Genomic DNA, 26,306 nt, shown 5'->3' on the forward strand with positions numbered 1-26,306 from the left:
ATCAATTTAATAATTAATGAAAAAAAATATCCTTATTGTTCCCGGTGATGGAATCGGGCAGGAAGTTACTGAAGTTGGAAAAAGTGTTCTAGTGAAAATTGCCGAAAAGTTTGGGCACGAATTCATTTACGATGATGCATTAATGGGCCACGCTGCTATCGAGGCAACAGGCAACCCGCTTCCTGACGAAACGCTTTCAAAAATGCGGGCTTCCGACGCGATTTTGTTCGGCGCAGTGGGTCACCCTAAATATGATAATGATCCGACAGCCAAAGTTCGCCCGGAACAAGGTTTGCTCAAAATGCGTAAAGAACTGGGATTGTATGCAAATTTGAGACCTATTAAGCTGTTTGACGAGCTTTTAGGCGCTTCTTCCATTAAACCTGAAATTCTGAAAGGTTCTGATATTCTGTTCTTCCGCGAATTGACAGGTGATATATATTTCGGTGAAAAAGGTCGCAAAAACGACAATAATACTGCTTACGATATTGCGGAATATAGCCGCTACGAAGTTGAGAGGATTGCAAGAAAGGCATTTGAAGCAGCGCGTACCCGAAGAGGGAAACTTTGCTCGGTAGACAAAGCAAATGTACTGGAAACCAGCCGATTGTGGAGAGAAGTAGTACAGGCACTCGCGCCGGAATATCCGGATATTGAAGTTGAGCATCAGTTTGTCGACTCTGCTGCGATGATGCTGATTAAAGACCCGCGCCGCTTTGACGTAGTAGTAACGGCAAACTTATTCGGGGATATTCTGACCGACGAAGCGAGCCAGATCGCCGGTTCAATGGGAATGCTTGCTTCCGCGTCTGTGGGAGATAGTACCGGAGTTTACGAGCCAATTCACGGATCTGCGCACGATATTACAGGCAAAGGAATTGCTAATCCTTTGGCTTCCGTGCTTTCCGCTGCGTTGCTGCTGGATATTTCGTTTGGCTTGAAAGAAGAATCAGATTCTATCATTGCAGCTGTGGATCAGCTACTTAAAGATGGTTTCCGAACAAAAGATATTGCTGACAGCACGACGCCAGCAGACAAGATCTTAAATACGCAGGCAGCCGGAGTTGAACTTTTGAGAAGATTATAATTGAATCTAAGTTTTGCCAAATAATATTTGTTGCAATCAAAACTTCTGCTTTCTTTGCAGTACAAACCAGTTGTCAGCGAATTTTCGCTCTATATCGATGAACGCACTTAATATAAATCTCTGCCTACTCATTCTTATAGTCTAGTGATACTGGAAAAGGTGATGTTTTGATTGCATTTCGAACCCTTTCCCCCACAGGAAGGGGTTTTATATTATTTAAAAATTATTAAATTCGTATCCATTTAATTTCTAATACCCACCAATGAGTAATCGAGTTCAGATCTTTGACACAACTTTGAGAGACGGCGAGCAGGTACCTGGCAGCCAATTGACCACTGAAGAAAAGATTGTTGTAGCGAGTCAACTCGAGAAGCTTGGGGTAGATATTATTGAGGCGGGGTTTCCGGTTTCCAGTCCGGGAGACTTCAGGTCTGTGGTTGAAATCTCGAAAGTAGTGCGTGAGCCTATTATTTGTGCATTATCAAGAGCAGTTCAGGGCGATATCGACGCGGCGGCCAATGCATTGGAATTTGCGAAACGCGGCCGGATCCACACTGGAATCGGATCTTCTGATATTCATATCCAGCATAAATTTAATACGACCCGCGAGAAGATTCTGGAAAGAGCAGTTTCGGCAACGAAATACGCCAAATCTAAAATCGAAGACGTAGAATTCTATTGTGAAGACGCCGGCCGGGCTGATCTTGCATTCTTGTCTCAGCTTGTGGAAGCTGTGATAGCAGCAGGCGCGACGGTAGTTAATATCCCTGACACTACCGGTTACTGTTTGCCTGAACAATATGGTAACAGAATTAAATACATATTCGAACACGTTTCCAATATCCATAAAGCGACCATTTCAATTCACTGCCACAACGACCTTGGGTTAGCGACTGCGAATTCATTGGCCGGCATTTCACAAGGTGCCCGCCAGGTTGAAGTTACGATCAACGGAATCGGCGAGCGCGCTGGTAATACTTCGCTCGAAGAAGTGGTGATGGCGATGAAAGTTCATCAGGAAGAATTGGGATTGGAGACCGGTATTAACACGGAATTTATTTATCCGACAAGCCAGCTGGTTTCCAAAATGATGCGTATGCCGGTGCAGGCTAACAAGGCGATTGTGGGTCGTAATGCATTCGCGCATTCTTCCGGAATTCACCAGGACGGATTTTTGAAAAACAACCTTACCTACGAAATCATGAGCCCGCAGGATGTGGGTGTCGACAAGTCAGATATTGTTTTGACAGCCAGAAGCGGGCGTCACGCATTGAAGCATCGGTTCGAACTACTTGGATTCAGCTTCGACAAACCTGCCTTGGACGAATTGTACACCAGATTCCTGGAAGTGGCAGATTTGAAGAAAGAAGTGAACGACGCAGACCTGGTAGATCTTGCAAAAACGGCTATTCCGGTTTAATTAGAATATGCTTAGAAATGGTTAACTCCTTGAATCTGAATTTGATGTTTTAAAGATTTATTTGTACCATTACATATTCAATAACATCCATCAGATTGCAAAAAGCCCTCGGTGATTTTGACTAAGGGCTTTTTTCTTTGCCTAAAGAATAATCGTCCGGTTGTTGTGAATAAATACTCTGTCATTGAAAACTAGTTTGAGCGCCTTCGAAAGCACCGCTTTTTCAGTATCCCGCCCCAGAGTTGCCATATCCGAAGCCGTTTGCCGGTGATCCACTGACTTCACATCCTGCGCAATGATCGGCCCTTCATCCAGATCATTATTTACAAAATGCGCCGTCGCGCCGATGATCTTTACTCCTCTGTCATAAGCCTGCTTGTAAGGATTTGCCCCGATAAATGCAGGTAGGAAAGAATGGTGAATATTAATGATCTTGTCCGGAAAATGATTGACGAATGAAGGTGTGATAATCCGCATATATTTGGCCAGAACGAGATATTCAGGCTGGTAAACCCTCAATGTTCTCAGAATAGCATCTTCATGTTCCTCGCGTGATTTTCCTTCGTGGGAAATAAAATGAAAGGGTATTCCAAACTTTCCTACCAGCGGCTGTAACTTATTGTAGTTGCTGATAACCGCAAGGATATTCGCGTCGAGCTCGTCGAATGCGTACCGGATCAACAGCTCGCCGAGGCAGTGATGTTCTTTGGTCACAAATAGTACAATATCCTTTTTCTTTTTGGGGTTAATGCGCAGATTTAGTCCGGCGGGTAACTCTTTCTGCAAAACTTCCAGCAACTCATTTGCCTCCGTTTCGCCTTCAAATTCGGTCCGCATGAAGAAATATTTGGACGGACTTACATATTCATCGTTTCGAATGATATTTTGATTATGTTCAAAAAGAATGCGGGTAACCTGATAGATCAACCCTTTATGATCAGGGCCGTCCATTAAAAGAATGTGTTTTTGAATCATTTAGCTGTTTTACTAATTTTTTCCGGTAACCAATATCAGAAAATTTCTGTTAGCTAATCTCCCTAATCTGTTATTCAATGGCCGAAGAACTAATTATCCCTGCCGACACCGACCGCGCGGACGTATATAAAGTACTAACACCACAGATCCACGCATTAATTGAACACGAAAGTGACCTTACGGCCAACCTTTCTAATATTGCAGCTGCATTAAAGCAGGCTTTCGGCTTTTTTTGGGTTGGATTTTATATTGTTAAAGAGGGGCAGCTTGTACTCGGTCCTTTCCAGGGACCTATTGCCTGCACGCGCATTCCGTTTCATAAAGGAGTTTGCGGCGCGAGTTATTCACGGAAAGAGACAATCATCGTGCCTGACGTGGAGCAATTTCCCGGCCACATTGCATGCAGCTCCGATTCAAAATCTGAAATCGTACTGCCTGTTTTTCATCGAAATGGAACAGTGGCAATGATACTGGATGTGGACAGTGACAAGCTGGACGATTTTTCAGAAGCCGACGCAGTGGGCCTGGGTGCTATTTTGAAACTTTTGGAAAGAAAACTATAATACCATAAATGCAAAAAAAGGCTCCGCAGATACGATACGGAGCCTTTTTTGCATTATCTCTTCTCAGTTCAAAGAAAACATTGGAAGCCTTAAAGCAACAACATTATTGAACATCAGCTTTGTAATCTTCGGGTCCATATAATCGATCAATGGGAACTCTGAGACGAGCGACATTACTTCAAACTCACTTTCTCCCCTCACAACGCACCAAAGTCTGGAATAATCGTCCGACAATGCATACGACATCATTCTCCCCTGCTCCATCAGTTCATTGATCTTTTTCTTCTGAGCTGGGATTTTAGCAGTAAAATCTTCCGACATCACCGCCGGAAGTTGTATTTCAACCATATATTGGCTCATAGTCGATAGCAGTTAGGTTTACAGAAATGCACCCGTTTTGTGTGTGACCTGCTAATAAAATGATCTGATCCCTTTATTAGTTCCTGAAAGTGAGCTTCAAATATTCACAAAAAGCTTCCAGAACTTTTCCAACCATCTCATACTTCCCAGTGTCGTAGAATTCACGGATTGCGGTTTTCAGTATTTCAAGCGCGACCAAAGCAAAACAGTATTCAACTATCTTTGGGTAGGCGTGCTGATTTTATTATATAAACCGAACGAAGCACCCCTAAACTTCGGATGACCTTTAACGAACAGGAATTGGTGAAAGGCTGCAAGCAGCGCAACCGGATCGCCCAAAAACAGCTATATGATGTTTTTGGGGGGAAGCTGTTCGCTATTTGTCTCCGGTACACCAAAAACCGGGCTGATGCAGAAGATGTTTTGCAGGATGCTTTAATTAAAATATACGAGAACATAGATTCTTACAGAGGCGATAGTCCTTTGGAGTACTGGTTGCGTTCTGTAGTAGTAAATACGGCGCTCAATCATTTGCGGCAACAGAAATACGTGAAAGAGCTGGATGATATCGATTACCACCTGAATGGTATCGCAGACAGGGAGTTTACGCTGGCGAATTTCCAGTTGCAGCAATTACTGGAACTGGTAAGAGAATTACCTCAGGGCTGTCAGACTATCTTTAATCTGTACGCTATTGAGGGTTATCAACACAACGAAATCGCTCAAAAACTGGGCATTTCAGAAGGAACTTCTAAGTCGCAATATGCGAGGGCAAGAGCACTCCTTCAACAAAAATTGAACAAGGAAACAAGATTTGACGATGGATCCGTCCGGAATAAACAACTTTGAAGAACAGTGGCGAAAGGCATTGAGCGAAGCTTCCGAAACTCCCCCGAAATCTATTTGGGAGAATATCGAAGCACGTCTTGATGAGAACAGTGAGAAAGGAGCAGTTCTTCCACTTTGGTGGCAGTCTAAAAAACTTTGGCTTGCAGCAGCTTCTGTTGCGGCGTTACTGATAGTAGGCGCTGGAATATGGTTTTCTGACTCTTCCAAAAATGGTCAGAACCGCATCGAAGTGGCTGGTAAAGCCACTAAGTCCCCTGCGACTGAAAGAACGAACACGCCCGAAGCTGATCGCGCAGCTGCTCAGGAAAATACAGAAGCAGTTGCATCAAACGCGCCCGACAACGTCGAACCGACTGATAGTAAGTCTGTTATCAAAGAAAATAATCAAACTCTGACCTCGGCAACTACTTCCAGAGAGAATATTGGAAATAGCTCCGGAAGATCGTCCGCGAGCCGGGTTAACAGCCACAGCTCAATAGCAGCTGCCGGAAAATCTGATATTGCGCGGGTTGAAAATACTGTATCGGAGCGGAATCGGGATTTTGCACAAAGTAATAATCCAGCCAGTCCGGGCATTTCTTCAAACGAAATACAAAGCAATATTCTAGCAAAGACTGAAATTTCAGAAAATGCAATTGCCGTTGATATGCTGGCTACGCCGGCTTACAATGAACTGGATATTCACATGCAAAAGCGGTACGTTTTCTTCAAGCCCGATGCAATTGCAAAAGACGATATTAAGCCTAAAAAACATACAGAATACTGGGCGGGAATCGGGTTGATGCCAGCTTCATTCAACCCCGACGTTCAACTCAAAAAAACGCCCCAAGATTTTTCATACCAGGCTCTGTCGAGCAGAAAAGCAGTTACGGCTTCCAGTGAAGCAGGTATTTCTTATGCTTTGCAAACACACGGCGGAGTGCGGATTTCTAAACACTGGTCAGTGGAGCTGGGATTGAGCTATTTACAGGGAAATTCATCCTATGAAGGCGGTGGGTACCTTATTAATTCGAAAAGCCAATCCACCAACGTACTTGAAAATGCATTAGCAGATGCTTCGAAGGGATCGTCTTACGGTGGCGGCACCGATAAGTTCAACAACGGTGCGCTTTATGTAGACATTACCAATAAGGTGAGCAACAATTATCAATACCTGCAAATGCCGGTTCAGGCGGGTTTTACATTGAATCCCGATAAAAAATTGAGCTATTCCTTGCTGGGTGGGATGATGGCCAATTTCTTCCTCAGTAACGAAATCGAAGCCGCTTCGGGGGATATTATCACAACCAAGGCAAGCGACGAAATTTACCGCAGCATGAACTGGGCAGCAACTACCGGCCTGCGGTTTAATTACAGATTATCAAGCAGATGGAAGGCAAATCTGACAGGTTCGTACCAGAAAGCGATTTCTTCCGGATTCAGGTCAAATCAAACGCTGGATGCGCACCCGTATCTGTACGGAGTAGCGTGGGGAGTAAGATATTCCTTCTAAAATAGTTTGTAACCGTTCCAACCTTCGAAAGGATTTCTGAATCTAAAAAGTGTTGAAGCATTGAAAGGACACTGAAATTACTACCAGTATTCTGCAACTATCTTAACATTTATTAGCCATGAAAATTTTTAAACAGGTGCTTCTCGCTCCGCTTGTAACGGCTTTGCTCACGCTGGGCTGCACAAACGACGAAAACTTGCCCCCCTCCAACGAGGTCAATCCGGTGGAGATCCCCGCAGCTATTGCCGACGGATCCAGCAGGTTTGCTTTTAATTTTTTACACAACCTGCAAAAAAACCAGCCAGCCGAGGACAACTTCTTTGTGTCTCCACTCAGCCTGCACATGGCGCTGGGAATGCTGCTCAATGGCGCTGAAAATGAATCGGCTGCCGAAATCCAGAAAGCTTTGGAAATGCAGGGAGTTTCGCTTGAAGATCTCAACAAAGCTTACAACACGCTGATCAGGGACCTGCCGGTGGCTGATTCAAGAGTTTCACTGGGACTTGCCAATTCTATCTGGTACAAAAACGGGCTGAATGTCGAGACCAGTTTTCAGAATGTGCTGAAAGAATCTTTCCAGGCTGAGATCGCAGGATTACCATTTGATGATTCTTCGAAGGATAGGATCAACAAATGGGCCAGCGACAAAACGAACGGGAAGATCAAGAATGTGATCGAGACGATAGAGCGCGATCACCTGATGTTCCTACTGAATGCACTTTACTTCAAGGCAGACTGGAAAGCGCGTTTTGACCCGAAAGAAACCATTGATATGCCATTCAAGCTGGAAAACGGTTCCAGCAAAACAGTGAAAATGATGCGCATTAAATCAGCATTCAAGGTAGCTGGCGGCACAACTTTCGGTGCAGTGAGACTTCCTTACGGAAACGGACAGTTTACAATGACACTCCTGCTTCCGACAGCAGGCAATACGATCGACGCCGTGTTATCGGAGCTCGATGCTGAAAAATGGAAAACGATTATCAGCGGTAATGCCGAAAATAATGTAAAGGTAGGCTTGCCCAGATTTACGCTCGATTACTCAAGAAAATTGAATGAAACTTTGTACCAAATGGGTATTAAAAAGGCATTTTCAAATGGGGCTCAGTTTGGTAAAATATCGAGATCTACACCTATGAAAGTCGACTTTGTGAAACAGGATGCTTACCTGGCCATTGATGAAAAAGGTACGGAAGCCGCCGCCGTGACAGCGATCGGAATGGTACCAACATCCACAATTCCGCAGGAGCCGACATTCATCTGTGACCGGCCATTTGGATTGATTATCAGTGAAAATACGTCTAATACCATTCTGTTCATGGGTAGAATCAAAAACCCGGACAGCAAATAAGTCACTTAACCCGATTTACACTGAGGTTCTAAAATATCAAAGATAAAAAATGCCGGCTCTGCTGGTATTTTCGGGGTGCGTTATCGTCCGAGGGCTTTGCTGTCGGACGATTTTGTTTTGAATACAACCAATTACAAACTACAATTGTCTTTTAAGTATCCGATTGCACTCACGCTCACTTCTTTAACTCAAATTGGAGATAGTAATGAAAAATGCAGCCCTGTTCTTTTAATCCTGTTACTGGTGGGTTCCACAGCCTCGCAATGCACCGATGCTAATCTCTGCTGCGCGCCGCAAGCCTGCGCTTCTGATAATTCGCTTAGCGGCAAGTGGGAGTTGGATTATTACCTGGATATTGCCACCGGCACAACGGAGCCGAATCCTCAAAAGAATACAAGAGGAGTAATTTATACATTTTCCGATGATACAAATAGGGGTTCGATCCAGGGGCATACCCTGAACAATAGCGTAGCTGGCTCCTACGAACTTGCACCTGAATGCAATATCCGGATCTTGGGTTTTGGAGGCACAAAAGTCGGGGAGCCCTCGTGGAGTGGCAGGGCCTGGCTCAGCTCAGCAGAATTTTATCATTATGAGCTCCGGGCAATGCAGCTTACCCTCACACCGGTAAACGGAAAAGTACGGCTGGTATTCAAGAAAGTACGGTAACGACTATTAAGCTTTTAATCCTTCCTTACGAATCTGCATGCCCGCAAAAGACTCGATCTCTTTCAGAAACAATGCATTCCCTCGGTGATACCACGAGCGGAATCGGGCAGATTGATTCAGGTGTTTTGGTAAATATTCCAGAAGAACTGAGAGATCAAAGGTTTTTGAAGTAACACCTGCACCGGAAATCACGCCGTCGATCGCATTGCATTCCTGCTCAAAATGGTTGGGTACCGGCACCATCATCACCGGCTTACCCAGGTACATCGCCTCGCAAACCGATTCAAACCCGGCTGTCGTGACCAATCCCCGGCAGCCAGCCAGCATATTCAGGTACTTTTCACTATTGATCCGGTGGAAAGTCAGCGTTTTATCGTAGGCAAATTCCTCAGCAACATCCTGATTGTCCCAAAAACAATGCAGCTTCACTTCGGGGTGCTGCAAATGCCACGCTATGATCGGCTCACTCAAACTATGGTGGGTCATATATACGAGCAGATAATCTCCATTCCGAGGAACGAGCCGAGCTATCTCCTCACGTAATAGCGGCGGTACGACGGTCAGTTTCAGGTCAATCCGTGAAGGAATTTCGCGGAATGATAACGCCAGACGTTTCCTGGCTAGCCACGACGTTGACCTGGAATTAAGGTTGATAAGAAACCGGTTTAACCTGCTTTTTTCAGGAAAAACAAATTTGGGATGAAGCAAAAGATACTGGTGCGCAATGCAGACCATCGGAATGCCAGAGCGGTAGATCAGGTTGTATAAACCTCCGAAAGTGTCGTAAAAGCTGACAATGAGATCAGGCTTGATCTCCGTTACTGCCTCGTTGATCCGGCGAAGGCTTTTCAGGTATTTGGGTAAATTGGTAAGGTGTGTGTAAATCGTGCGTTGCAGATTCATGCCACCGCCCTGCGCATTGTAAATGATATTCGGAGCGTCGAAATGCAGGACATTTGTACAGATCGCTTCATTAAAAAAGGCCGGTATCTGCCTCCCGGGAGAAGTACCGACCATCGCGCCGACAATTTCGTGGCCTGCCTTCCGCAAGAGCTGTCCCAAAGAAATCGCCTGGGTCAAATGCCCGCGGCCTTCTCCCTGGACCATGAAAAGGATCTTCATATTATAAATAGCGTTGATTTCTTCCTGTCAAAAACCCGGTAAATGCTACCTGCTTTTCAACTACCGAAAAATTCTCTGCAACCTTCGCCGTTTTAACCGGCTTCTGAACAATCGCCTGCTGATCGTAATACAACAGACTCCAGTTACCATCGAAATCCTCCACCAATGCGCTCAGCGTTTCTACCCAATCGCCTGAATTCATGTAGATAATGCCGTCGATCTCGCGGATTGCCGGGTGATGAATATGCCCGCAAATCACGCCGTCGCAACTCCTGGAACGCGCCAGCTCTGTTAGTTTTTCTTCAAAATCAGTCATGTAATTCACGGCCAGCTTTACAGATTGCTTTATCTTTTGAGACAAAGAATAGTAAGACAGCCCGCGCCACTCCCGGTATCTGTTGTAAAATTTATTTACCCAAAGCAAAAAAGTATAGCCCATATCGCCCAGATACGCCAGCCATTTCAAATGCGTGGTAATAGAGTCGAAAACGTCCCCGTGCGTAACGTAGAAGCGCTGTGTGCCTGAATTGAGAATATAGTCCTTGCGGATCTGGAAGTGCTTTCCGAGTCTGAGCGGAATGATCTGATCGAGGAAATCGTCGTGGTTACCCCGGATGTAAATCACCTTCGTTTTGTGTTCTTCGATCATTTTGAGCACGCGTTTGAAAAACATCGTGTGCTTCTTTTTCCAGACCCCGTATTTTTTGAGCTGCCAGGCGTCGATGATGTCGCCGTTCAGGATAAGCTTTTTGCAGGTATAGCTTTTCAAAAAGCTGGTTACCTCTTCCGCTTTGGATCCGCCCGCGCCCAAATGCAGGTCCGAAATGATGATAGTCCGAAAGTGAGTTGTATCTCCCATGATACAAATTTTCACATTTTATATTACCTGGATATTACTACCACGTTATCAGTAAGTTAACTTTTGTCAAGAAACTACTTCTACAAAAAATCTTAAAATTTTTCTCGCCGTCACCATGGGTTAATTAAGAAAAAAGAGCAGATATTTATATTCCAGGAATCACTTATCAGGCTATGAAATCAATATTAACCCTTCTTTTCCTCTGCTCGCTTCAAGCTTTCGGGCAAAAGATCCACCTGCCGCACGAAGTAGAAAAAGGCGCTGAACCTGCCGGCGGAGTCGCGTATTTCAACCAATTTATCGACGCGAATCTTCAAATCCCCTTCCAAAGTGCCGCGAAAGGTTTGAATAAGCGGGTATTTATAAAAGGCATAGTAGAGCCCGACGGCACGATGACAAATTTGGAACTGGTCCGCGGCATCGATTCGCTTTGTGACCAGGAAGCACTTCGGGTTGTGAAGTTGTTTCGCGCATGGAAACCTGCGTTAGTCAAAGGCGAGCCGGTCCGACAGTCTGTTTCTTGCCCTATTCAGTTCAAGTCCCCGGCGAGGAGTAATTATGACAGTACCAGTAGCGCCATTGTTGAATATTATGATAACAAATACGTGCCTTTAAAAGACCCTGCAAAAGCTGAATACCGCACCACGCTGCCTGTTGACGCCAGCGGCTATGTGGCAGGTGATGTAAAATACGAGCAAAAGAAAGGCAGTAACTGGAAATCGGTGGGAACCGTCGCATTTGCGAAAAACAACGTCTGGTTCAAATCCGACTACCTGGGCGTGGATTCGGTACAGGCTTATTCACTGTCGGCGCGTGACAAGAACATGACAAGCCACGCGTCGGAGGCTACCTTTCAACAAAACGGTCGCCTGCTGGAATACACTGAGTATGGGGCAAATAATAAGGCCGCCATGCAAAAAGTTTACGACCTGAACGGAATGGTCCGCGAGATGAAGCTCTATTCCGACAGCCTGAAAACCGAGATCCGGTGGTATGATAACGGCCAGATCAGATCAGTTGTTGAAACTATTGTAGGCAAACAGAACGAATCCGAACAGGTTTTTTACGTAAATGCATGGAATTCAGACGGTAAGCAGATCGTAAAAGACGGCGACGGCTTTTGGAAAGCGACCAGCAAGTCTTATGACGGAAAATGGCTGACAGAAGAAGGAAAGTTGATCTCAGGCGTTAAAAATGGCAAATGGACGGGCAAATTGGCCGACAGTACTTTGCACTATACAGAGGAATATGAAGTAGGAGTACTGCAAAACGGCACTTCATTTTATAATGGGGAAAAGAAAGAGTACACACAGGCGCAGGTCAATCCGCAGTTTAAAGGCGGGCTCAATGCAATGTATCGTTTTCTTGGGAGCAATATCAAATATCCTGTTGAAGCCTCACGCAGGGGAGCGAGTGGAAGAGTGCAGCTTTCCTTTGTAGTGTGTGAGGACGGAAGTCTTTGTGAATATAAAGTTGAGAAAAGCGCTGGATCCGGGCTGGACGAAGAAGCGCTTCGTGTGGTCAAGAAAATGAATGGAAGCTGGGAACCCGGTGTGCTGCGCGGCAAGCCCGTACGCGTGCGGTACAATATGCCGATCAACTTCCAGACGATGTAAGGACAAAAACCACTTATCCTATCCCAAAGCCTTTCAAGGGCTTTGGGATTTTTTTATACCAAAACGACACGAGAAATAAATTTTTTTTGATGATATTGTGATATCATTTTAATATCAACCTCAATCCTTATGAATGAAAAACCACTAGCTTCCAATTCAGGCGCAGGAATGCTTGGTCTGGGTCTATTGCTGATATTTATCGGCGTTGGCTTGTCCAGCTCTTTCGATAATCCGATACCGGGCGCCGTATTCTTCATTCCCGGTTTTTTCCTGCTGGTCGGCTTCACTGTCGTTAATCCGAACGAGGCGGTTGTAGCCACATTTTTCGGAGATTACCAGGGAACTGTCAAACAAAATGGTCTTCGCTGGATCAATCCATTATTCAAAAAGAAGAAGATCAGTCTCCGCGCACGTAACCTCAACGGTCAGAAATTGAAGGTAAATGACAAGCTGGGAAACCCTATTGAAATTGCAGCGGTTGTAGTTTGGCGGATCAGCGACACGGTGAAGGCTTGCTTCGAGGTCGATGATTATGTAAAATATGTGGAAATACAATCAGAAGCGGCAGTGCGGCACCTGGCTGGTATTTACGCTTACGATAGCATGGAAGACGACGATATCGCAGTGCACGAAGTAACGCTGCGTGACGGCAGCGGGAAGATCAACGAAATGCTCGAAGGCGAGCTGACGGAACGCCTGAGCCGCGCCGGAGTAGAAGTGCTCGAAGCGAGGATCAGCCACCTGGCTTATGCGCCCGAGATTGCCGGCGCGATGCTGCAAAGACAGCAGGCTTCTGCGGTAGTAGCCGCCCGCCGCCAGATCGTGAACGGAGCAGTGGGAATGGTGGATATGGCGCTGGCAATGCTTTCGGAAAAAAAGATCGTGGAGCTGGACGAAGAGCGTAAAGCGGCGATGGTAAGCAATTTATTGGTAGTATTATGTGGCGAAAAAGCAGCCACGCCCATTTTGAACGCTGGTACCCTGTATCCCTGATATGTCAGAAAAAAAGGCATTTGTACTACGAATAAATCCTGATATGCTCAAAGAACTCGAAGTTTGGGCGCAGCAGGATTTTCGTAGTTTGAACGGACAGATCGAATACCTGCTCAGCGAAGCGCTGAAAAAACAAAGGCGGGTGAAGAAGCTTAGCGACAACGGTACGGAAGGAAAAGATTAAAGAAAATGTTAACATTGCATTACAATAGTTGTCGTACCAATTTTAAGTAAAATATGAAGAACGCTATCCGGATTTTGGCGCTGACCATCATCTCCCTACAAGTCTTTGCACAAATCCCCGATACTTTTCAATGGCTTCCGGATGGAAGCGGTTACCGTGATGTGAGTGACGATGAAATCGTGGAGGTTGCATTGCCTGCCAATACGCCGAAGGTCCTCGTATCACGTGCACAGCTTACTCCCCAGGGAGGTAATGCATTGACAATCAAGAGTTATACCGTAAGCAAAGCCGGCGATAAGTTTTTAATCTATACCAACTCCAAAAGGGTATGGAGATACGAAACACGCGGCGATTACTGGGTTTTTGATACAAATACCAAGACATTGAAACAGCTTGGAAAAGGGTTGCCGGCTTCTTCGCTGATGTTCGCCAAATTTTCACCAGATGGAAAGCAGGTAGGTTATGTAAGCCAGCATAATGTGTACGCCGAAGATCTGCAAAGCGGCGAAGTAAAGCAGCTGACCAAAGACGGTACGGATCGCGTAATCAATGGTACTTTTGACTGGGTTTACGAAGAAGAATTCGATTGCCGCGATGGATTCCGGTGGAGCGACGATAGTAAATCGATTGCTTACTGGCAGCTCGACGCACGCAAGATCCGCAACTTTTTAATGATCAATACGACGGATTCTATCTATTCATTTAATGTTCCTGTTGAATACCCAAAAGTAGGCGAAACGCCTTCTCCTTATAAAATTGGCGTGGTTGCGATTGCCAGCGCAGAAACGAAATGGATGAATATCCCCGGCGACCCGCAGAATACCTATGTGCCAAGAATGGAATGGTCGGGCATGCCGAATGAGCTTGTGATCCAGCAGTTGAACCGAAAGCAGAATGAGAGCACATTGATGTATATTAGTACGACTGACGGCAGCGCAAAACCATTTTATACTGAAAAAGACGAAGCTTGGATCGATATCAAAAGCCGCTGGGAAAATGATCCGATGGGTTGGGACTGGCTGAATGGGGGCAAAGAATTTTTGTGGGTGAGTGAAAAAGACGGCTGGCGCCACACTTACCGCGTGAGCCGCGATGGTAAAAAAGAAACGCTGATCACGACCGGAAACTTCGATTTGATCAATCCCGTGCGGATCGATGAGAAGAACAATGCTTATTACTTTATGGCGTCGCCCGACAATGCAACGCAGAGTTATTTATATAAAACCACATTGGACGGTAAAGGAAAACCAGTGCGGGTAACGCCGGCTGATCAGGTAGGATCGCATAATTATGAAATTTCTCCTGCCTCCAAATTTGCAATGCACCGTTTTTCAAATGCAAAAACCGCCCCGTTGACCGAATGGATCTCGCTTCCAAAACACACTGCGATCGACCCGAATAATTCCATTGCGCAATCTGCGAGCAAAATCAATTCGGCAAAACTGGATATTGAATTCTTCAAAGTAACCACCGAGGAAGGTGTGGAAATCGATGCGTGGCTTGTGAAACCGACGAATTTTGACGCTTCCAAAAAGTATCCGATCGTTTTCACGGTTTACGGCGAGCCTGCTGGAAGTACCGTGAAAGATTCGTACGGAACCGGCCGCAACCGCCTTTACAATGGCAGTATGGCCGACGACGGGTACATTTATGCGTCGATGGACAACCGTGGAACCCCTTCTCCAAAAGGCGCGAAATGGAGAAAAGCGATCTACAAGAATATCGGCAGGATCAATATTAAGGATATGGACGGTGCTGCGACTGCTATGTTCAAAAAATATCCGTTTATCGATACTTCGCGGGTAGCTGTTCACGGATGGAGCGGCGGCGGGTCTTCTACCTTAAACCTGCTTTTCCAATATCCGGATCATTTCAAAACGGGTATTTCCGTCGCTGCGGTGGGCAACCAGCTTACTTACGACAATATCTACCAGGAACGTTACATGGGCCTTCCACAGGAAAATCGGGATGATTTTATAAAAGGATCACCGATTACGCACGCAAAAAATCTGCGCGGTAACCTGCTTTACATTCACGGGACCGGCGACGATAATGTGCATTATCAGAATGCAGAAATGCTTGTAAATGAATTGATCAAAGCAAATAAGGTTTTTCAATTTATGCCTTACCCAAACCGCTCGCACAGCATTAGTGAGGGTGCTGGAACTTCGGCGCATTTGAGAACATTATTTACTGATTATCTCAGAAAAAACTGTCCTCCGGGAGCGAAGTAATACTTTGTCACACTGAGCGCACGGGGCCGCCCGGCAGTCGAAGTGCATGCACTTCGACTGCGCTCAGTGTGACAAAAAGCCCTATTTACCGTAAAGCTTTTTGGCTGCCGGCTCATATTTGTCTCCCGCGGTCCACTGCGGAGCCACTTTCCTGTCCGCGATCAGTCGCGCCGCATAGGTATAAGCCTGACTGAATTTCAGCAGATAATTAAAATTGATCGTTTCCGGATTATCTGAAACCTGGTGGTAGTTTTTCATAATATCTCCATTGAATTCCCTGAAACCAGGTGTAAATGTCGGCGCAGGAATACCTTCCTTGGCAAAACTTACATTATCTGATCTGTCAAAAAGTCCCTGTTCCGGCGAAGGATCGGCGAAAACACCTAGCCCGAAAGCCTTGCTGGCGGTTTCGATTTCAATGCGTGCGCCGGTCCGGTCGAGGCCCATTACAGCTACGATGGTGGTATCATTATAACCAGCCCCATCGGAATTAAGGTTGAAAATACATTTGTTTAAAGGCAGAAGCGGGTGCGCCGCGTAGTACTTGCTACCCAGTAAGCCTACTTCTTCCCCTGTCAAAGCGACAATCAAAACCGAGCGTTTCGGTGGATTTTTGGACAGCGCCTCTGCGGCAGTAAGCAGCGCCACGGTACCAAATGCATTATCTCTCGCACCGTTGAAAATGCTATCCTCGGCAGTGTAAGGCTGTCCGCCCTGCTTGCCCACGCCCACGTGATCGTAATGCGCGGTCAGCAATATGTATTCATCTTTCAGTTTAGGGTCGGAGCCTTGTATCAATCCGGCTACATTGTAGCTATTGATCGACCGTGCTTTCCTGCCGCTCGTTTTAAATTCAACTTCCTTTACAGCCCGTAGAGCGCGTGCATAATTTGCCTCTTTTCCATTCACCCAGGCGTGCGGGATGCTCGGTGCAGCCGCATTGCCGCTTTCAGCAAGTGATATTTTTTCGCCGCCGAATGATCGCAACACGATATTCCAGGGCACAGGCGCATTGAATAACTCAATCACCGCGATAGCGCCTTTTGCTGCCGCCAGTTTGCGCTTTTCAATTGAGGTCGCAATAATTTCGGAGGGTGTCTGCGGATCTGGTGTGCCACTTTCGATGAGAACAATCTTGCCTTTTACATCTAGCCCCTTGTAATCGTCCCAGCTTTTGGCAGCATCTTCCAAACCAAAACTTGCATATACAATAGGTGCTTTCAGGTTCGTTTCACCTCCATTCATAAGCAACCACGCCTCACCTGCCTTCATGATTTCAGCGTCTGCAATAATTTCCCCCGCAGCAGAAGCACCCATTTTCTCAAAAGGAACATTTTGAAAATAGGACGCAGTATTCGAACCTGCGTTTTCGGCAACCGGACTTAATCCCAGCTTTCTGAACTGCTCGGCCACATACCGTGCAGCCACAAAATTCCCCATCTCTCCAGTCCGCCGCCCCATCAATTCATCCGCCGCCAAAAACCGCATATGTGCTTCCGTTTCTGTTTTTTTTGTCTGAAACTCGGGCAGTTGCTGGGGTTTCTTTTGGGCGAGACTATACGTTCCCGACAACAGTAGAAACAATGGGATCTGCAAGTAAATAGCTTTCTTCATTTTAAAGATTAGTATTGGATTGATAAACTACAAGATAATAATTTCAAGATCAGTAAACTTCTGAATCCTTCTGAAATCCGACTTGTTATAAGTATAAAGAGATTCGCATTCGAGATTCTCGGCAACCGCCGTATGGATACAATCTTTGATATGTTTGAAACCGATCATCTCTGCAAGTTGGAGTGCTCGATTCAGATCGCTTTTGCTTACTGTACTGATATTTAGGGAAGTAAGAAATTCAAGTTCTACCCTGATCTGTTTTGCCTCTAAATCGAACCTGGCAAGACCGTAACCTAATTCCTGCACTACAAGCGTAGAAATCACGAAACGCGCATCCGTAATAGCGTCAAGAATCAGGCGATTGGCTCGCTGATTCTTGGCATAATCCTGAACCACAACGTAATTGAAGATCACATGCGAATCAAAATAGCGCATTTCGGCTATTGCTCCAGATCATCAATTACTTCATTAAAATCCCTTTGATCTTCGATTCTGATAGCAGGATGATCTTTGCGATGCTGTAAAAATCTCGCAACGTCGGATTGAGCAGGCGTTACTTGGGCAGCAGAAACAGTTTCTACTGTAATCTTGACTTCGCGATTACCAAAAACGGATTTGACCGATTTGATAAATGAAGTCCCTAGTTCTGAGGTTCTGACCTGAAAAGTGTGTTGCATAGTTTCTTTTTGTTTAAACAAATATAAAGTCTTCACAAATAACTCGAACTTAGACAAATCAGGCCAGTTCCTCCACTGATCACCTATTCAAAATCACCGCCGCTTCCTTCGCAAAATAGGTTAAAATACATTTTGCACCTGCGCGGCGGATGCTCATGAGAACTTCCATCATGGCGCGGTCGCCATCCAGCCAACCGTTTTGAGCGGCGGCTTTGATCATCGCGTATTCGCCGGAAACGTTATAGGCAGCAATAGGAATATCGAAGTTTTCATCCAGCAAACGGATAATATCTAAGTAAGAAAGCGCAGGCTTAACCATCAGCATATCAGCGCCTTCCTCAAAATCCAGCTGCGCTTCCACCAATGCTTCCCGCTTATTTGCCGGGTTCATCTGGTAGGTTTTTTTATCGCCAAACTTAGGTGCAGATTCCAGCGCGTCGCGGAAAGGTCCGTAGAATGCACTTGCGTATTTGGCAGAATAGGACATAATACTCACATCCGTGAAACCGTGCGAATCGAGGTGGCGGCGAATGTAACCCACTCTTCCGTCCATCATATCACTCGGACCCAGGATATCAGCCCCGGCTTTCGCCTGAGCGAGCGACATATTGGCAAGGATTTCCAGCGTAGCGTCGTTTACTATCTTCCCATTTTCCACCAATCCATCGTGACCGTCGGAGCTGTAAGGGTCCATTGCCACGTCCGTCATAATCACCAGCTCAGGGAAACGTTCCTTGATTGCGGTGATCGCTTTCAGGTAAAAGGTATCTTCCTTATAACTTTCAGAAGCAGTTCTGTCTTTTTTACTCTCAGGATAATTGGGAAAAAGATCGATCGCGCGGATGCCGAGATCGGTTACTTCTTTTAATTCTTCGAGCAGATTGTCGAGCGAAAACCGGTGAATACCAGGCATTGATTTCACTTCCACCTTTTGGTTAAAGCCTTCCTGAACAAACATCGGATAAATGAAATCGGAGACCTGAAGATTGGTTTCCTGAACCAGTTCCCTGATTCCTGCGGACTTTCTATTGCGTCTCGGGCGACGGGATATATCGATCATAATGGGCTTTCGGCGTCAGCACTCGGCTGTCAGTTTTTTTAAAATCAAATTAAATACTTCGCTACCCAAAAACCCGCTAACTTAATTTTCAGTTTCAAACCAGTCCTTTTGTCACCCTGAGCGCACGGGGCCGCCCGGCGGACGAAGGTCGATCTCGCACGAATCCCTTCGACTGCGCTCAGGGTGACAAACTTCCTCCATCCTCCTTTCCTCCATCCTCCTTCCTCCCCTATTATCCCACCATCAACTTAAACCCCTCCCCATGCAGGTTCATGATCTGAATAGTCGGGTCTTCACGGAGGTATTTGCGGAGTTTGGTAATGTAAACGTCCATACTTCTTGCGTTAAAGTACGAATCGTCGCCCCAGATGGTTTTCAATGCAAAGCTGCGGCTGATGGGCTGGTTAAGGTTTTGACAAAATAGCTTGAGCAGCTCGGATTCTTTGCTGGTCAGTCTGGCAGATTTCTCATTCGCAGTCAGCTGCTGGTGGCTATAATCGAAAGTGTATTGACCAACAATGAAGATTTTCGTAGCCTCCTGTGAATCAGGCTGTTTCTTATACCGCCGCAAAATCGCTTCAATGCGGAGGAGCAATTCTTCGCGGTCAAAAGGCTTGGTCACATAATCATCAGCCCCAGACCGAAAACCCTGCATGGTATCTTCCTTCATCGACTTAGCTGTCAGAAAAATGATCGGAACATCGCGCCCGCTCATTCTCACTTCTTTTGCAAGAGAAAAACCGTCTTTTTTCGGCATCATCACATCGAATATGCACAGATCATATTCTTTGTCGACAAAACTCTGCCAACCTTTCTGTCCATCAGTAGCAAGATCGGTAGGGAAGCCTTTATCGGTAAGATATTCCTGAAGCAGCGATCCCAGGTTTGCATCGTCCTCAACTAGTAGCAGGTTGGGCATAGAAAGGATATTAGATTATGTTTGCAAGATAGTATTGATAAACCTTCTTAGCTCATAAAAAATGTTAAAACTTCTGGTGTCGTTGATCGTGATTTTTGTCATTTTGGGAATCGCGTATTATGCCGGGCCAAAGGTGCCGGAGGCGCGCCTGACTCCCGTTTTACCTACCGTAAACAGTGACCTCGCAAAGCTTGAACAGGAAGTAATACAATCTGAAAAAGCGACTGCGCTGCTTAAAAATGACAATGAAGCGCGCATTATCTGGGCAGATAGTACGAAGAAGGAAAAAACACCTTACAGTATAGTATATATCCACGGTTTTGGAGCGAGCTGGGCGGAAGGCGACCCGATACATAAAGATCTCGCAAAAAAATACGGGGCGAACCTGTACCTCTCCCGCATGCACGACGCAGGTATCAATGATCCCAATGCATTCGACGACCTTACCCCGAATAACTTCCTGGCCGGAGCAAAAAGGGCGCTGGCAATTGGCAAAGTACTGGGTGACAGTGTGATCGTAATAGGCACCTCTGCGGGCGGACTGTTATCGGTTTACCTGGCTTCCACTCACCCTGAGATTAAAGGACTGGTTCTGTATTCTCCCTGCATGGAAGTAGCCAATCCGAGCCTGAAACTCATCACCGGGCCCTGGGGAAAGCAGATTTTGAACCAGGTAATGGGCGAACACAATACTTCGAAAGATTCAATTCCAGCGCACGCGCAGTTCTGGCTGCAAGGCTATAATTCCAATGGGCTCGTCACTTTGCAGCAAATGATGGACGTGATTTCGCGCCGCGAAGTGTATGAGCGCATCAAAATCCCCGTTTTTGTAGGGTATTATTTTAAAAACGACAAAGAACAGGATCAGGTAGTGTCTGTTGCGGCTATTCAAAAAATGTTTCCGCTGCTCGGTACGCCCGATAACCTTAAAGTTGAAAAGGCATTTCCGGAAAGCGGCGATCACGTGATCGCTTCCAGACTGCGGTCGAAAGATGTGAGAGGCGTGTACGAAGCTACCGATCAGTTTTTTATGGAAAAGCTGCTTATGAAACCGGTGGAAGGAGCAACAACTCAGCATAGTACTGTGAGTTGGGCAGACTAAATTCTGGCAAACCCGTCAAAAATTATTTACTTTACCGCCTCAAACGGACTTATCCTAATTAATCAATAGAAAAGGAAAACATGGCTTACGGTTTATTAAAAGGAAAAAGAGGAATTATTTCAGGCGCATTGGACGAAAATTCGATCGCGTGGAAAGTAGCCCTGAAAGCAAAAGAAGAAGGCGCTACATTCACATTGACAAACGCTCCGATCGCTATGCGTATGGGCGCGATCAATGATCTGGCCAAACAATGCGATGCTGAAATCATTCCTGCCGACGCCACATCTGTTGAGGATATCGAAAATCTATTTTCCAAATCGACCGAAATTCTGGGCGGTAAAATTGACTTTGTCCTGCATTCGATCGGTATGTCGCTGAACGTGAGAAAAGGCAAAGAATATGGTGATCTGAACTACGAATGGTTTCAAAAAGGTCTTGATATCTCTGCGCTTTCTCTGCATAAATTTTTGCAGGTTGCTGAAAAACAAGATGCACTAAATGACTGGGGATCGGTTGTGGCATTATCCTACATTGCAGCCCAGCGTACGTACTCTTTTTATAATGATATGGCTGAGGCAAAAGCATTGCTGGAAAGCATTGCGCGCAGCTACGGTTACCGTTACGGCAAGTCTAAAAATGTCCGCGTAAATACCATTTCCCAATCGCCTACCAAGACAAAAGCTGGTTCAGGAATCGCTGGTTTCGATGCATTTTACGAGTTTGCAGATAAAATGAGCCCGCTTGGAAACGCTTCTGCCGATGATTGCGCGAATTATGCGATCACATTGTTCTCCGATCTGACGCGCTATGTAACCATGCAAAACCTGTATCACGACGGCGGTTACTCGTCGACTGGTATCTCGGAAGAACTGGTTACCATGATCCAGGATCAACATAAGTAAGGAATTCTAGAATAGCATTCAGAAATAAAACACCCTTCAAGGCACACGTTTTGAAGGGCTTTCTGTTTTTGGGTAAAATATTTAACCGTTGCTCCCGTTTGCCGTTGTGTGCTATTTATGAACAGATTAGTTTAGCCAAAATAAAAAAGCCCCATGAAACCTCAGCAGAATCAGTTCTCCAAGTCTCTCTCATTTCTAACATTACTAAGTTTTCTGTTTTCGTGCGGCTCTGAAAAAGAAACTGCCCAGGCGGTACCTGACGCGCCGATCTATACGCTGGTTTTTCTGGACAAAACGCAAAGCGTGCACATTGATAAAAACTATGTAAACGACAAATATCGCCAGGCGCTGACCGATATTGTGGAAACCAATATGCGAAATAAAGGCGATAAGCTGGAAGTGTATTTTATTCACGAAAATACTTCAAAAGCAAGAGCACTATCGCTGACTGTGAGGACCGAAAAAGACAATATAGAAGGTGTGAATGCGACTGACCGTGAGGGAATTGAGACAGCTTTTCAACTCTCACTTCAAAAAGAAAAGGGTATATACCTGAGACAGTTGCTCGCCAAATTGAATCAGCAGAATACGGGCGCTTCGAATCAATCCACAGATATTTGGGCGAGCTTGCCGGTGATCGCAAAAGCTGGCGAAAGCGGCTCGGAGGTAAAGGTTTATTATTTCAGCGATATGGTAGAAAGTGTCAAAGGCGCTGATCGCAGAGACTTTCATATCAAACCTCCAAAGAACGATTCAGAAGCCGAAGCTGATGCAAAAGCTGATACCAAGAAGTTGGATCAATACGCAATTGGTTCGCCGCAGGTGACGATCGTCTCGCCTTTCGAACCCACTGCATCCACCAAAGAAAACAACCCCCACGTAACGCATTACTGGCAGACACTATTTCAGGAATTGGGTGGAGTAAGTGTAGAGGAACTTTGAGTTTTTCAGAAAATCTAAAACTGCCTAATTGCGTTTAGGTTTTCCTCTTCATTGAATATTGCCCGAACTGGGATTTGAAAGCCGGGAATTGCGAAGCTGGTTACAGTCCCGTCACCGGATTTGAGTACTAATTCGTATTCTTCTCCATTTAAATGATATTGTTCCAAAGTCTCGTGCTCCGGATCAATAATCCAATATTCTTCTACGGAATGTGCTTGATAATCTTTAAACTTTACGCCTTTATCACGCCGCTCGGTAGAAGGTGAAACAATCTCTACCACAAAATCTGGTGACGGAAAAAGGGTTTGATCCTTTCCAAAATTGATAGATTTTTCCTTTCTAAAAAAGCAAATATCCGGCTCATAGTCATTGCGACTGAGCGTAATCATGATCTTCTCAATACCAACGAAGCCTAGGTCGTTTTTGCCGACATAAATACTTAGCGCCCGTGAAAGCATGCTTGTCGCGAAGTTGTGACCCAGTTTCACAGGAGAATGCACAACGATCTCACCATTGATAAATTCGATCTTTTCGTCTTCCGTGATGTCGTTGTAAAACTTGGCCCGCCGCTCCCGTTCACTATTTAGAACGTCGGTCACAGCTTGAACCACAAAGTACGCATCCGGCTCATTGAGAATATCTGACACAATCCGCTTGCCCATTTCCGTTTTTAAAATTGGTCTTTCCAAAAGTTGTGTTTCCAAATTTAACGAATTTAAAGTTTAAAAAATTTACCAACTATTCATTGTCACCCAGCCCAATTCTCACGGTCTAAACTCCGGTATTGGATCGCTTCGGCGAGGTGTTCTACTTTAATTTCGTCGCTGTCAGCAAGGTCGGCGATGGTGCGGGACACTTTTAATATGCGGTCGTAAGCCCGGGCAGAAAGGCCCAGTCGTTCCATTGCTTTGCGTAAAAGTGCTTTACCAGCTTCCTGGATCACACAAATTTCCTTTACCATTTCCGGCGTCATCATCGCATTGGAATAGATCTCTTTTTTATCCTTAAAACGTTCCGTCTGTTTTTGCCTCGCACGAATCACGCGCTCACGGATTTCGGCACTGCTTTCTGATTTGCGGGTAGAGGCGATTTGATCAAAAGACACGGGCGTCACTTCCACGTGCAGGTCGATCCGGTCGAGTAGCGGGCCGCTGATCTTGTTCAGGTACTTTTGCACCATGCCCGGGCCGCAAACGCATTGCTTTTCCGGGTGATTATAGTAACCGCAGGGACAAGGGTTCATACTGGCGATGAGCATGAAGTTTGCCGGAAATTCAACGGCCATTTTTGCACGGGAAATAGTTACTTTCCGCTCTTCCAGCGGCTGCCTCATCACTTCCAGCACCGACCTTTTGAACTCCGGTAGCTCATCCAGAAAAAGCACCCCATTATGCGCCAGCGAAATCTCGCCGGGCTGCGGGTAACTTCCGCCTCCCACCAGCGCCACGTCGCTGATCGAATGGTGCGGCGCACGGAAAGGTCGCCGCGAAACGAGCGTTGCGCGCTTGCCGAGCTTGCCCGCTACCGAATGTATTTTGGTGGTTTCAAGCGCTTCCGGCAGACTTAGGGGAGGCAGAATACCCGGAATCCGCTTCGCCAGCATCGTTTTCCCGGAACCCGGCGGACCGATCATAATCGCGTTATGCCCGCCCGCAGCTGCTATTTCGAGTGCGCGCTTGATATTCTCCTGACCCTGAACATGTTCGAAATCAGCATCATATTCATTTTGTGTAGCAAAGAACAAATCGCGCGTATCAACTTTCACCGGATCTATATTGAGTTTCCCCTCAAAAAAAGCGATTGCGTCCGGCAACGTTTCTACCGGAATAACGTCAATATTATTGACGATCGCAGCTTCGTGCGCATTTTCGGCAGGTAATATTAAACCCTTAAAACCTTGCTTTCGCGCTTCGATCGCAATAGGCAGCACGCCTTTGATCGGGCGCAAAATTCCGTCGAGGGAAAGTTCTCCGAGGATAATATAGTCTTCGAGACTGCGCTCACAGGTAAGCTGCTCCGATGTATAGAGCGTGCATAGCGCAATAGGCAGGTCGTAAGCGGATCCTTCCTTGCGGATATCAGCCGGCGCAAGGTTAACCACAAGCTTTTGCCGCGGCATTTTATAGCCAAAATATTTAAGGGAAGCTTCTACCCGCTGCTGGCTTTCTTTAACCGCACTGTCCGCTAGCCCAACCATAAAAAACCCAAGTCCCTGACCTACATTCACTTCAATCGTGATGATGGTCGCATCGACGCCAAATACAGCGCTTCCGTAAGTTTTCGCTAACATGTGTGTGTAATTAGGATAAAATTGAAATTGGTCTTCGGCAAAAATAGCAGGAAATCGACGACACTTTCAATGGAAAACCCGCTCGCCTGGGTACCAGACAAGGCTGAAAGCTGCAAAGACAGTTTACAGTATGGAATCAGTTTCCGTATGAAAGATTTGGGTTATCCTGCGGTTTGCTACTCGACCACCGCTGATACGCAAATATAGGTTGGAATAATGCCGGTGGATCTGATACGTACCTCGGCATCTTCCGCCTGGGTGTTACCAGTGAGCACAAGCGCAGTATCCAGACCAAATTTGTTACCGCCCAGAATGTCAGTATGCAGCGTATCACCCACCATTAAAATATCCCTTTTGCTGACATTGGGATAGTTTTTAATGTGCTGGTAGGCAAAAATAAACATTTGCGGATCGGGTTTTCCGAAGCGGATGAATTGCCGGCCGATCGTATCCTCGATCATTTTGGCCAATGCACCCACAGCGATGGAAAGCCGGCTTTTTGATGCGGGATAAGTCTTGTCAGTATTGGCGACGATCACCGGAATATTACGTTTCCGGAGCAGATTAAGCGTTTTTGTCAAATCAGTATTCCAGTCAAAACCTTCATCGTCCATAAAAACGAGTGCATTGATGTTATGCGCATCATCGAGATTCACTTCGCGAATGGAAATGGTTTTAAGGCCCAGGGTTTCAATATAATGTGCCGAATTATCGGTACCAATATAAGCCACCAAACCCTCGCGAAATTTGTAATCCAGATACTCGCGTGCAAGCATTCCCGAGGAAATGATCCGGTCGGCGGTAACGTCAGTAATGCCCATTTTCAGATAAGAATCCGCCAACTGCTCGGGGCTGCGCGACGCGTCGTTAGTTACGACGTAAAAATCTTTTCCATATTCATTGAGGTAGGCAAATGTCTTTTCAATTCCCGGAATCAGTCCGTTGTATGTTTTTAAAACTCCGAAAGCATCGAAGAAAATGACGTCGTATTTAGAGATTACAGATTTAAAATTATCGAGAACCATA

At 45.8% G+C, this 26,306-nt stretch carries 26 protein-coding genes; 14 read left to right on the forward strand and 12 right to left on the reverse strand.

All coding sequences use genetic code 11. From position 1 onward, the window contains the following. The first annotated feature begins 16 nt into the window (after window positions 1-16). Together leuB and LZG94_RS22915 are read left to right on the forward strand one after the other, a co-directional pair. On the forward strand, window positions 17-1,087 hold the full coding sequence (gene leuB, locus LZG94_RS22910) for a 3-isopropylmalate dehydrogenase (RefSeq protein WP_233794012.1): 1,071 nt from the start codon (window positions 17-19) through the stop codon (window positions 1,085-1,087). A gap of 262 nt (window positions 1,088-1,349) precedes the next feature. Then, on the forward strand, window positions 1,350-2,507 hold the full coding sequence (locus LZG94_RS22915) for a 2-isopropylmalate synthase (RefSeq protein ID WP_233794013.1): 1,158 nt from the start codon (window positions 1,350-1,352) through the stop codon (window positions 2,505-2,507). Window positions 2,508-2,648: 141 nt separating this feature from the next. On the opposite strand, the gene purU is transcribed toward LZG94_RS22915, so the two are convergent. Beyond that, window positions 2,649-3,482: a formyltetrahydrofolate deformylase gene (gene purU, locus LZG94_RS22920; protein WP_255700704.1), complete on the reverse strand. Its 834-nt coding sequence runs from the start codon at window positions 3,480-3,482 to the stop codon at window positions 2,649-2,651. A gap of 77 nt (window positions 3,483-3,559) precedes the next feature. Here purU and LZG94_RS22925 point away from each other — a divergent pair, with 77 nt between their 5' ends. After that, entirely contained in the window at window positions 3,560-4,045 is a 486-nt protein-coding gene (locus LZG94_RS22925; protein ID WP_233794014.1) for a GAF domain-containing protein, read from the forward strand. A gap of 63 nt (window positions 4,046-4,108) precedes the next feature. Here LZG94_RS22925 and LZG94_RS22930 read toward each other — a convergent pair whose 3' ends face one another. Continuing rightward, on the reverse strand, window positions 4,109-4,405 hold the full coding sequence (locus tag LZG94_RS22930; RefSeq protein WP_215236196.1) for a muconolactone Delta-isomerase family protein: 297 nt from the start codon (window positions 4,403-4,405) through the stop codon (window positions 4,109-4,111). A gap of 279 nt (window positions 4,406-4,684) precedes the next feature. On the opposite strand from LZG94_RS22930, the gene LZG94_RS22935 reads away from it, so the two are divergent. From LZG94_RS22935 to LZG94_RS22950, 4 genes are all read left to right on the forward strand, one after another. Further along, window positions 4,685-5,254, forward strand: coding sequence for an RNA polymerase sigma factor (locus LZG94_RS22935; RefSeq protein WP_233794015.1), 570 nt, complete (start codon window positions 4,685-4,687; stop codon window positions 5,252-5,254). Continuing rightward, window positions 5,226-6,746, forward strand: coding sequence for an outer membrane beta-barrel protein (locus tag LZG94_RS22940; protein WP_233794016.1), 1,521 nt, complete (start codon window positions 5,226-5,228; stop codon window positions 6,744-6,746). The genes LZG94_RS22935 and LZG94_RS22940 overlap by 29 nt, the downstream gene beginning before the upstream one ends. Window positions 6,747-6,864: 118 nt before the next feature. Then, window positions 6,865-8,097, forward strand: a complete 1,233-nt coding sequence (locus tag LZG94_RS22945) for a serpin family protein (protein WP_233794017.1) — start codon at window positions 6,865-6,867, stop codon at window positions 8,095-8,097. Window positions 8,098-8,241: 144 nt separating this feature from the next. Continuing rightward, on the forward strand, window positions 8,242-8,766 hold the full coding sequence (locus LZG94_RS22950) for an META domain-containing protein (protein WP_233794018.1): 525 nt from the start codon (window positions 8,242-8,244) through the stop codon (window positions 8,764-8,766). Window positions 8,767-8,772: 6 nt separating this feature from the next. Here the strand turns inward: LZG94_RS22950 and LZG94_RS22955 are convergent, their stop codons facing one another. Together LZG94_RS22955 and LZG94_RS22960 are read right to left on the reverse strand one after the other, a co-directional pair. Next, window positions 8,773-9,888 (reverse strand): glycosyltransferase family protein, encoded by a 1,116-nt coding sequence (locus LZG94_RS22955; protein WP_233794019.1) that lies wholly within the window; start codon window positions 9,886-9,888, stop codon window positions 8,773-8,775. A gap of 1 nt (window position 9,889) precedes the next feature. Next, complete coding sequence (locus LZG94_RS22960) at window positions 9,890-10,747, reverse strand: UDP-2,3-diacylglucosamine diphosphatase (protein ID WP_233794020.1); 858 nt, start codon at window positions 10,745-10,747, stop codon at window positions 9,890-9,892. 173 nt (window positions 10,748-10,920) lie between these two features. Between LZG94_RS22960 and LZG94_RS22965 the strand changes: the two genes are divergently transcribed. From LZG94_RS22965 to LZG94_RS22980, 4 genes are all read left to right on the forward strand, one after another. Then, the gene (locus tag LZG94_RS22965; protein WP_233794021.1) at window positions 10,921-12,363 is read left to right on the forward strand and encodes an energy transducer TonB; all 1,443 of its coding nucleotides are present in this window, start codon (window positions 10,921-10,923) and stop codon (window positions 12,361-12,363) included. Window positions 12,364-12,492: 129 nt separating this feature from the next. Next, window positions 12,493-13,356: an SPFH domain-containing protein gene (locus LZG94_RS22970; RefSeq protein WP_233794022.1), complete on the forward strand. Its 864-nt coding sequence runs from the start codon at window positions 12,493-12,495 to the stop codon at window positions 13,354-13,356. A gap of 1 nt (window position 13,357) precedes the next feature. After that, window positions 13,358-13,540 (forward strand): Arc family DNA-binding protein, encoded by a 183-nt coding sequence (locus LZG94_RS22975; protein WP_215236188.1) that lies wholly within the window; start codon window positions 13,358-13,360, stop codon window positions 13,538-13,540. Window positions 13,541-13,593: 53 nt separating this feature from the next. Continuing rightward, the gene (locus LZG94_RS22980; protein ID WP_233794023.1) at window positions 13,594-15,774 is read left to right on the forward strand and encodes a DPP IV N-terminal domain-containing protein; all 2,181 of its coding nucleotides are present in this window, start codon (window positions 13,594-13,596) and stop codon (window positions 15,772-15,774) included. 81 nt (window positions 15,775-15,855) lie between these two features. On the opposite strand, the gene LZG94_RS22985 is transcribed toward LZG94_RS22980, so the two are convergent. The 5 genes from LZG94_RS22985 to LZG94_RS23005 all read right to left on the reverse strand — a co-directional run bounded on the left by LZG94_RS22985 (window position 15,856) and on the right by LZG94_RS23005 (window position 20,044). Beyond that, window positions 15,856-17,388, reverse strand: coding sequence for a M28 family peptidase (locus LZG94_RS22985; protein WP_233794024.1), 1,533 nt, complete (start codon window positions 17,386-17,388; stop codon window positions 15,856-15,858). A 27-nt stretch (window positions 17,389-17,415) separates the two neighbouring features. After that, window positions 17,416-17,823, reverse strand: a complete 408-nt coding sequence (locus LZG94_RS22990; protein ID WP_233794025.1) for a type II toxin-antitoxin system VapC family toxin — start codon at window positions 17,821-17,823, stop codon at window positions 17,416-17,418. A 5-nt stretch (window positions 17,824-17,828) separates the two neighbouring features. Then, complete coding sequence (locus tag LZG94_RS22995; protein ID WP_233794026.1) at window positions 17,829-18,065, reverse strand: hypothetical protein; 237 nt, start codon at window positions 18,063-18,065, stop codon at window positions 17,829-17,831. A 79-nt stretch (window positions 18,066-18,144) separates the two neighbouring features. Further along, window positions 18,145-19,125, reverse strand: a complete 981-nt coding sequence (hemB, locus tag LZG94_RS23000) for a porphobilinogen synthase (protein WP_233794027.1) — start codon at window positions 19,123-19,125, stop codon at window positions 18,145-18,147. 232 nt (window positions 19,126-19,357) lie between these two features. Then, window positions 19,358-20,044: a response regulator transcription factor gene (locus LZG94_RS23005; RefSeq protein WP_233794028.1), complete on the reverse strand. Its 687-nt coding sequence runs from the start codon at window positions 20,042-20,044 to the stop codon at window positions 19,358-19,360. A gap of 61 nt (window positions 20,045-20,105) precedes the next feature. On the opposite strand from LZG94_RS23005, the gene LZG94_RS23010 reads away from it, so the two are divergent. The 3 genes from LZG94_RS23010 to LZG94_RS23020 all read left to right on the forward strand — a co-directional run bounded on the left by LZG94_RS23010 (window position 20,106) and on the right by LZG94_RS23020 (window position 22,990). Then, window positions 20,106-21,146, forward strand: a complete 1,041-nt coding sequence (locus tag LZG94_RS23010; RefSeq protein ID WP_233794029.1) for a carboxylesterase — start codon at window positions 20,106-20,108, stop codon at window positions 21,144-21,146. An 80-nt stretch (window positions 21,147-21,226) separates the two neighbouring features. After that, window positions 21,227-22,048 carry an enoyl-ACP reductase gene (locus tag LZG94_RS23015; RefSeq protein WP_233794030.1) on the forward strand — a complete coding sequence of 274 codons (822 nt, stop codon included), beginning with the start codon at window positions 21,227-21,229 and terminating at the stop codon, window positions 22,046-22,048. 153 nt (window positions 22,049-22,201) lie between these two features. Next, a complete protein-coding gene (locus tag LZG94_RS23020; RefSeq protein ID WP_233794031.1) occupies window positions 22,202-22,990 on the forward strand; it encodes a hypothetical protein in 789 nt (262 codons plus the stop codon). Between the two features lie 14 nt (window positions 22,991-23,004). Here LZG94_RS23020 and LZG94_RS23025 read toward each other — a convergent pair whose 3' ends face one another. The 3 genes from LZG94_RS23025 to LZG94_RS23035 all read right to left on the reverse strand — a co-directional run bounded on the left by LZG94_RS23025 (window position 23,005) and on the right by LZG94_RS23035 (window position 26,305). After that, on the reverse strand, window positions 23,005-23,694 hold the full coding sequence (locus LZG94_RS23025) for a Uma2 family endonuclease (RefSeq protein WP_233794032.1): 690 nt from the start codon (window positions 23,692-23,694) through the stop codon (window positions 23,005-23,007). Between the two features lie 44 nt (window positions 23,695-23,738). Beyond that, on the reverse strand, window positions 23,739-25,280 hold the full coding sequence (locus LZG94_RS23030; protein ID WP_233794033.1) for a YifB family Mg chelatase-like AAA ATPase: 1,542 nt from the start codon (window positions 25,278-25,280) through the stop codon (window positions 23,739-23,741). 176 nt (window positions 25,281-25,456) lie between these two features. Next, the gene (locus LZG94_RS23035; RefSeq protein WP_233794034.1) at window positions 25,457-26,305 is read right to left on the reverse strand and encodes a TIGR01459 family HAD-type hydrolase; all 849 of its coding nucleotides are present in this window, start codon (window positions 26,303-26,305) and stop codon (window positions 25,457-25,459) included. Window position 26,306: the final 1 nt, after the last annotated feature.

It is taken from the genome of Dyadobacter sp. CY343 (assembly GCF_021390335.1).
Classification (GTDB): Bacteria; Bacteroidota; Bacteroidia; order Cytophagales; family Spirosomataceae; genus Dyadobacter.

Bases quoted from the DNA above. Each gene is read 5' to 3' on its own strand.
- leuB (WP_233794012.1), top strand. From the start codon at position 17: ATGAAAAAAAATATCCTTATTGTTCCCGGTGATGGAATCGGGCAGGAA.
- LZG94_RS22925 (WP_233794014.1), top strand. From the start codon at position 3,560: ATGGCCGAAGAACTAATTATCCCTGCCGACACCGACCGCGCGGACGTA.
- LZG94_RS22990 (WP_233794025.1), bottom strand. From the start codon at position 17,823: ATGCGCTATTTTGATTCGCATGTGATCTTCAATTACGTTGTGGTTCAG.
- LZG94_RS22940 (WP_233794016.1), top strand. From the start codon at position 5,226: ATGGATCCGTCCGGAATAAACAACTTTGAAGAACAGTGGCGAAAGGCA.
- LZG94_RS23030 (WP_233794033.1), bottom strand. From the start codon at position 25,280: ATGTTAGCGAAAACTTACGGAAGCGCTGTATTTGGCGTCGATGCGACC.
- LZG94_RS22930 (WP_215236196.1), bottom strand. From the start codon at position 4,405: ATGAGCCAATATATGGTTGAAATACAACTTCCGGCGGTGATGTCGGAA.
- LZG94_RS22965 (WP_233794021.1), top strand. From the start codon at position 10,921: ATGAAATCAATATTAACCCTTCTTTTCCTCTGCTCGCTTCAAGCTTTC.
- LZG94_RS22980 (WP_233794023.1), top strand. From the start codon at position 13,594: ATGAAGAACGCTATCCGGATTTTGGCGCTGACCATCATCTCCCTACAA.
- purU (WP_255700704.1), bottom strand. From the start codon at position 3,482: ATGATTCAAAAACACATTCTTTTAATGGACGGCCCTGATCATAAAGGG.
- hemB (WP_233794027.1), bottom strand. From the start codon at position 19,125: ATGATCGATATATCCCGTCGCCCGAGACGCAATAGAAAGTCCGCAGGA.
- LZG94_RS22970 (WP_233794022.1), top strand. From the start codon at position 12,493: ATGAATGAAAAACCACTAGCTTCCAATTCAGGCGCAGGAATGCTTGGT.
- LZG94_RS22955 (WP_233794019.1), bottom strand. From the start codon at position 9,888: ATGAAGATCCTTTTCATGGTCCAGGGAGAAGGCCGCGGGCATTTGACC.
- LZG94_RS23015 (WP_233794030.1), top strand. From the start codon at position 21,227: ATGGCTTACGGTTTATTAAAAGGAAAAAGAGGAATTATTTCAGGCGCA.
- LZG94_RS22935 (WP_233794015.1), top strand. From the start codon at position 4,685: ATGACCTTTAACGAACAGGAATTGGTGAAAGGCTGCAAGCAGCGCAAC.
- LZG94_RS23035 (WP_233794034.1), bottom strand. From the start codon at position 26,305: ATGGTTCTCGATAATTTTAAATCTGTAATCTCTAAATACGACGTCATT.
- LZG94_RS22975 (WP_215236188.1), top strand. From the start codon at position 13,358: ATGTCAGAAAAAAAGGCATTTGTACTACGAATAAATCCTGATATGCTC.
- LZG94_RS22960 (WP_233794020.1), bottom strand. From the start codon at position 10,747: ATGGGAGATACAACTCACTTTCGGACTATCATCATTTCGGACCTGCAT.
- LZG94_RS22945 (WP_233794017.1), top strand. From the start codon at position 6,865: ATGAAAATTTTTAAACAGGTGCTTCTCGCTCCGCTTGTAACGGCTTTG.
- LZG94_RS23010 (WP_233794029.1), top strand. From the start codon at position 20,106: ATGTTAAAACTTCTGGTGTCGTTGATCGTGATTTTTGTCATTTTGGGA.
- LZG94_RS22995 (WP_233794026.1), bottom strand. From the start codon at position 18,065: ATGCAACACACTTTTCAGGTCAGAACCTCAGAACTAGGGACTTCATTT.
- LZG94_RS22985 (WP_233794024.1), bottom strand. From the start codon at position 17,388: ATGAAGAAAGCTATTTACTTGCAGATCCCATTGTTTCTACTGTTGTCG.
- LZG94_RS23005 (WP_233794028.1), bottom strand. From the start codon at position 20,044: ATGCCCAACCTGCTACTAGTTGAGGACGATGCAAACCTGGGATCGCTG.
- LZG94_RS22915 (WP_233794013.1), top strand. From the start codon at position 1,350: ATGAGTAATCGAGTTCAGATCTTTGACACAACTTTGAGAGACGGCGAG.
- LZG94_RS23020 (WP_233794031.1), top strand. From the start codon at position 22,202: ATGAAACCTCAGCAGAATCAGTTCTCCAAGTCTCTCTCATTTCTAACA.